Here is a 6,578-nt window from a genome sequence, read left to right as displayed (position 1 = left end):
GCCTTACGGTCCCCCAGGCCCGCCACCCGGTTCGCCATATGGCCCGCCGCGCCCTCCGCACGGTTATGGCCCACCTCCCGGCTACCGTCCGCCGGTTCGGTTCTCTGAGGGCACGCACAGGCTCCACTGGGCGACCGCCCCACTGCGCGCCTTCATCTTTCTCATCATCTACTTCGTCTTGCTCGGCTTTCCTCTACTGCTGACCCAGACCGAAGACGGCATCACTCTGGCGCTCACCCCTGAGGTGATTCTCAGGTTCATCGTCGTGACCGTCCCCATGGGACTGATCGCGGTGGGCACGGGTCTCTGGACGTGGCTCGCCCTGCGTTTTCGTATCGACAGCGACGACCTCGTCGTCGAGACCGGGATCCTCCGTAAGAACAAGCGCCGCATCCCGCTTTCGCGCATCCAGGCCATCGATCTCGTCCGTCCGCTGGTGACGAGGGTGTTCGCCCTGGCGGAGGTACGGGTGGAACTGGCCGGCGGTGAGCAGAGTGAGATCGCCCTCCGCTACCTGGGGCGCAACTCCGCTCAGCAGTTGCGCGCCGAACTCCTCGCGCGCGCCGCCGGACTGCCCGGCCACACGCCGGAGGCACCCGAACGCCACGTCTGGCGGGTGCCTTTCGGCGCGCTGTTCGCGTCCCTTCTCGTGCGGCTGCCCGTTCTGGGGACGGCCCTGCTGTTCCTGGCCTCCCTCGTCTTCCTCGTCATGTACGCGGAGGGCGGCATGCTGGCGGTCACCGTTCCCGTCCTGCTCGGGCTCATCAGGGCCGTGATCGCGCCTCTGGTGATGTACGCCAACTTCACGGTGGCGATGTCACCGGACGGTATCCGCCTGCGCTACGGCCTGCTGGAGACCCGCATGCAGACGCTGCCTCCGGGCCGCGTCCAGGCCGTCAGCATCGTCGAACCGGTGATCTGGCGGAGCCTCGGCTGGGCTCGTGTCGAGGTCACCGTCGCCGGTTACGCGGGTGAGCGCCAGGCACTGTCCTCGACCCTGCTGCCGGTCGCGCCCCGGCATGTGGCGATGCACCTCGTCTCGCAGGTCTTCCCGGGGACGCACGTCGACGCGGTTCCCCTCGTCCCGGCGTCCTCCAAGGCCGTGGCGATCGACCGCGCGGACGGCGCCGGAACCGACGACGTGGTCTTCGTGACGCGGCACGGCTGGCCCTGCCGCCGCACCGACGTGATCGCCCACGCGCGGGCGCAGAGCGTCCGGCTCACCGCGAACGTGTTCCAGCGTCTCCTCGGTCTGGCGACCGTCCACGTCGACGCGCCTCCGGGGCCGGTGCAGGTCGCCGCCACGGACCGCGACCTGGGTGAGGCTCGGGCGATCGTCGAGAGCACCGCCGGCCGGGCCCTGGCCGCCCGCCGCGCCGGCGGCGGAGACCCGACCCACTGGGCCCGCTGACGACTTTTCCACAGAATCGCGTTCTACTTCCACGCCTCCACGTCGCCCTCGACGATGGGACCGGTCGGCCCGCCCAAGGGGGAGGGCCGACCGCCCATCAACGGAGGCGATCAACGTGGCGCAAGGTCGGGCGAACACGCCGGAAGTGTCAGGGAGCGACCGCCGTCGCGTGGAAGTACGTGTCGCCGAAGGGCACCTTCTTCGGGGTGAAGGCGATCTTGCCGGGGCAGAGGCCGCGGTCGCGCAGGTCGCTGACGATCCGCGGCACGGCGTCGACGGAGGCCTGGGCCCAGTCGTGCATCAGGATGATGCCGCCCGGCTGGAGGGTGCGCGCGGCCGCCACGATCTCATCGGTGCCGGCTCCGGCCCAGTCGCGCGAGTCGACCGTCCACAGCACCTCCAGGACGCGCAGCCGGGCCTCGTCCGCCCTGACCTGGTCGCTGACCTCCCCGTAGGGCGGCCGGAAGAGCGTGGGCCACCGACCGGTGATCCGGCGCAGGGTCAGCTGGGTCCCGAGGATCTCCTTGAACGCGTCGGGTTCGCCCAGTTGGGGCAGATGCGGGTGGGTGTTGGTGTGGTTGCCGATCCACATGCCGGCGCGCTGCTCCGCACGGACGAGGTCGGGCCGGGCCTCGGCGTTGTTCCCCTGGTTGAAGAACGTGGCCCGGGCGCCGGCGGCGCGGAGTCTGTCCAGCAGCGTCGGCAACGTGGCGGCGGTCGGCCCGTCATCGAAGGTGAGCGCCACATATCCGTTCGGGCAGCCCAGGTGCGGATGCCGCTCCGCGACGGCGGCATGCCCGGCCGCCGGACTCATGGCGACAACGGCCGCGGCGGCAGCCACCGCCCCCGAGGAAGCCACCAAGCGTCGAGACCGACCGGACGACCGCGGAACCTTGATCATCGTTTCTCCACTGGACGAGGAAGCACGGAGAACCACCCCTCCTCTGCACTCGCACCGGACGCCGAGGGTTCTGGCGGGGCGGCGGGACGGCGACGAACTGGCAGGAGGATGGAGGAGCAAAAAGTTTCGAAACTTATCGGAGGCATTGCTCGGCTAAGGTACGACGCCTTGCGGATGGGGTCAATGGACTGCTGGAGCTTTGATGAGGCGAATTCTTCGGGCGCGACGGCGCGATGACTCCGGGGAGCGGATTGGGGGAGGAGTTCTTGACGGGGCGGTGGGCCCGGCGTACGTTCGGGCTCCGATCCGAAAGTGATCGAAATGTTTCGAACGGTCCGTGGAGTCGATCGGAGAGCTGTGGTGAGACGATTCACGCCCGTCCACGTCCGGCGGCCGGGAGCGGGCGCGCTCGCGCCGCTCATGAGCCCCGCCGCCCGGCTCGTCGCCGTACTCCTGCTCGCGGCCGGCCTCGTCGCGGCATCGTTGACCGGAGCGGAGGGCGAGCCCCGGAACGCCGCCGGCCATGCGGCACCGAAGTTCGGGGGCCACTGGGTCGACAGCTGGGTGTCGATGCCGCAGCTGACCGAGCCGGGGAACATGCCTCCCGCGCCGTTCACGCAGGACGGCAAGGTCTTCGACGACGCGACCCTGCGGCAGACCGTCCGTGTGTCCGTCGGCGGCCGGAACCTGCGGCTGCGGTTCTCCAACGCGTTCGGCGGGGCGGCGCTGCCCATCACCAAGGTGTCCGTCGCGCTGCCCAGCGGCGGTCAGGCGGGCGTCAGCTCCATCGAGCCGAAGACGTCCCGGCCGGTGACCTTCCATGGGAATGCGTCCGTGGTGATACCGGTCGGTGCGCAGATGGTGTCCGACCCGCTGAAGTTCCCGGTGGCGCCGCGATCGAACCTCACGGTCACGATCTACCTGGCGGACGGTCAGGCGTCGACCGCGATCACGTCCCACCCCGGCTCACGGACCACGTCCTCCATGCTGGCCGGTGACCACGTCGCCGACACCGACTTGGCGGGGGCGACCCGCGCCGACCACTGGTACTTCCTGAGCGGTCTCGAAGTGTGGGCCAAGCCCGCCACGGCGGCGGCGGTCATGCTCGGCGACTCCCTCACCGACGGCCGCGGGTCCACGACGAACGGGAACGACCGCTGGCCCGACCGGCTCCTGGACCGGCTGCAGTCCCACCCGTCCACGTCCGACATCGCGATCGTGAATCAGGCCGCCGGCGGGAACCGCGTCCTCAACGATGGCCTCGGCCCCAACGTGCTCGCCCGGCTCGACCGTGACGTGCTGGCACAGAGCGGCGTCGAGTGGCTCGTCGTCTTCGAGGGCGTCAACGACATCGGCACCGCCGAAGCCACGCCGGCGGCGCAAAAGCAGGTCGCCGACAGCCTGATCGCGGCCTATGACCAGATCATCGTCCGCGCTCATGCCCAGGGCATCCGCGTGTACGGCGCGACGCTCACCCCGTTCGGCGGCAACACCATGTACGACGACCCGGACGGCTACCGGGAGGAAGCCCGCCGAACCGTCAACACCTGGATCCGCACCAGCGGCCGATTCGACGCCGTGATCGACTTCGATCGCACCGCCCGCGACCCGTCCGCCCCCGACCGGCTGCTCCCCGCCTTCGACGTCGGCGACCACCTGCACTTGAACCCGATCGGCTACAAGGCCCTGGCCGACGCCGTCCCCATCGACCTCCTGAGGCGCCGGCCGCTTCCCTCGACCTTCGCCTTCAACTAGGCCGACCACCAATGCCACGACCTGACGGGCCGGCTCCAGCGTCACGTGCCCACCCGGACTCGTGCGTCGAACGGAGTGGCCGCTCGACGGCGCGTCCTGCGAGTCGGCTCAGCCGTCGGCCGCTTCCGCTGCCCCTCGCCCCGAACGAGGCCGCCGGCGGGTGGCGGGTGATTGCGCTGAAATACGTGTTCGAGTGCTGGAGCGGGCCTGTGCGGTTGCTCGGGCGCGGTGGACGAGCCCTTCGGGCTGGGCCGCGGGCGGCGGGTCCGCCCGCCGCGCGATCGGCCGGACGGCCGCGTGACCGGCTATTTCCGTTGGCCTTCGCCTTCGGCGGGGTGGCCGGTGGGTAGCGCGTCCTTGCGAGGTTGTCCAGGCGTCGGGCGTGAGCGTCGGTCTTCCGTCTTCTCTGTGGTGGATCGCCGATCTACGGGCTTCGGGGGCGCTCGGGCCCCGGGTGAGCGGGGTGATCTTCGGCTTCGTTGGGCCGGATGGGGATGGGGTGGATGGCTCTGGTCGGCCTGTGCGCGGAGTGGAGTGGAGGGGGTGGGATCGGCGTTGGGCCGTTGGAGCGGGCGGTGCCGGATGGTGTCGGAGACGTCTGGGCTTCTTTGGTGGGTGAGTCGGGGGTGGAGCACGCCAGCTGCCGGGGTCGGGTCGGCCGAGTAGTGGGAGCAAATGGTGACCCGAGTCGTCCGGTGGCTGGCGCCTCGTCGGCGCCCTCCTCGCACCGTCGTGCGGGGAGGGCGCTGCGGGATGCGCATAATCTTCGGAACATGAGTGATGTGGCATATGACCCCTGGTCCGCCGAGTTCGTGGCGGACCCCTACCCGGCGTTCGAGCGGCTCCGCCAGGAACGGCCGGTGTTCTTCCACGAGCCGACCGGGCAGTGGGTGATCAGCCGGTACGAGGACGTCGACGCGCTGCTGCGGGACAGGCGGCTCGGACGGTCGTATCTCCACATCGCCGGTCACGAGGAGTTCGGCCGGCAGCCGGAGGCCGACTTCCTGAAGCCGTTCTGGGACCTGATCCGCGCCGGGATGCTGGACGTGGAGCCGCCCGTCCACACGCGGCTGCGGCGGCTGGTGTCCAAGGCGTTCACCGCCCGGATGGTGGAGGGCCTGCGGCCGACGATCAGGCGACTCGCCGGCGAGCTGGCCGAGGCGCTGGCCGCGAAGGGCGGTGGCGACCTGCTCGCCGAGGTCGCCGAGCCCTTGCCGGTGAACGTGATCGCCGAGATGCTCGGCGTCCCCGTCGAGGACCGCCCGCTCCTGCGCCCCTGGTCGGCCGACATCTGCGGCATGTACGAACTGAACCCGCCGGAGGAGGTGCAGCGCACGGCCGTCCGCGCCGCCGTCGAGTTCTCCGACTACCTGCGCGGCCTCGCGCGCACCCGGCGGGCCGAGCCGCGCGACGATCTCATCACCGCGCTCGCCCAAGTCGTGGACGAGGGCGACCGGCTGACCGAGGACGAGCTCATCGGCACCTGCGTCCTGCTCCTCAATGCGGGCCACGAGGCCACGGTCAACGCGACCGGCAACGGCTGGTGGTCGCTGTTCCGCAACCCCGGTGAGCTGGAGCGGCTCCGCGCCGACCACTCGCTCGTCCCCACGGCCGTCGAGGAACTGCTCCGCTACGACACGCCGGCGCCCATGTTCGAACGCTGGGTGCTGGAGGACATCACGGTCGCCGGCGTCGACATTCCCCGCGGTTCCGAGGTGGCGTTGCAGTTCGCGTCCGCCAACCGGGACCCTGAGGTGTTCGCCGACCCGGGCCGTCTCGACCTGTCCCGTGACCCGAACCCGCACATCACGTTCGGGCTCGGCATCCACTACTGCCTGGGCGCCCCGCTCGCGCGCATCGAACTCGCCGAGTCCTTCGGGGCAGTTCTGCGGGTGGCACCGGATCTCCGCCTGTCCGAAGAACCCGAGTGGAAGCCCGGTTACGTCCTGCGCGGCCTGCAAGCCCTCCACGTAGAGCGGTGACCGATCCGGGCGGCCGGTTCGCCGTACCAACGCCATGCGAACCTCCGCCCGGCACATTCCGCCCTGGCACTTCCGCCCCGGCACATTCCGCCCCCGGCACTTCCGACGTGGGACTCCGGGGCCGTGAGTGCCGCCGCCCAGCCTGGCGGCGGCACTCACGGCCCGACGCCGCCTTTGGGACGCCTGGCCCGGCGTCTCTGGCCCACTCCTGGCTGACGCTCCTGGTCCGGCGTTTCTGCCTGCTCCTGGTCCGGCGTCTCTGGCCCGCTCCTGGTTGACGCTCCTGGTCCGGCGTTTCTGCCTGCTCCTGGTCCGGCGCTTCTGGTCCGGCGCTTCTGGTCCGGCGGGCGGGGGTGTTCAGGTGGTTAGGGCGTTGGGGATTGGGATGTTCACGGTTTGGGCGAGCCAGCCGAAGCCGCCCAGGCCGGAGGGGTCGGTCAGTTCGGCGTCTTCGCCGGCGTGGCAGAGGGCCGCTACGTAGGCGCGGGGGTCGCGGTGGGCCAGGTCCAGGGGCGGTCTCTTATACACA

4 protein-coding genes are annotated in these 6,578 nt (G+C 70.6%); 3 read left to right on the top strand and 1 reads right to left on the bottom strand.

Features of this window, described 5'->3' with window-relative positions:
• Positions 1-265: 265 nt before the first annotated feature.
• Positions 266-1,411: a PH domain-containing protein gene (locus E1284_RS37250; protein WP_243714985.1), complete on the top strand. Its 1,146-nt coding sequence runs from the start codon at positions 266-268 to the stop codon at positions 1,409-1,411.
• Positions 1,412-1,559: 148 nt separating this feature from the next.
• Here E1284_RS37250 and E1284_RS37245 read toward each other — a convergent pair whose 3' ends face one another.
• A complete protein-coding gene (locus tag E1284_RS37245; protein ID WP_207924180.1) occupies positions 1,560-2,225 on the bottom strand; it encodes a polysaccharide deacetylase family protein in 666 nt (221 codons plus the stop codon).
• A 447-nt stretch (positions 2,226-2,672) separates the two neighbouring features.
• Between E1284_RS37245 and E1284_RS37240 the strand changes: the two genes are divergently transcribed.
• Both E1284_RS37240 and E1284_RS37235 read left to right on the top strand, forming a co-directional pair.
• Positions 2,673-4,067, top strand: a complete 1,395-nt coding sequence (locus tag E1284_RS37240; RefSeq protein ID WP_243714984.1) for an SGNH/GDSL hydrolase family protein — start codon at positions 2,673-2,675, stop codon at positions 4,065-4,067.
• A gap of 773 nt (positions 4,068-4,840) precedes the next feature.
• Positions 4,841-6,049, top strand: coding sequence for a cytochrome P450 (locus tag E1284_RS37235; RefSeq protein ID WP_131944849.1), 1,209 nt, complete (start codon positions 4,841-4,843; stop codon positions 6,047-6,049).
• Positions 6,050-6,578 lie beyond the last annotated feature (529 nt).

Source organism: Actinomadura bangladeshensis, assembly GCF_004348335.1.
Classification (GTDB): domain Bacteria; phylum Actinomycetota; class Actinomycetes; order Streptosporangiales; family Streptosporangiaceae; genus Spirillospora; species Spirillospora bangladeshensis.
Note: the sequence above shows the minus strand (reverse complement) of the source record. Positions and strands in the feature narration are given on the sequence as shown.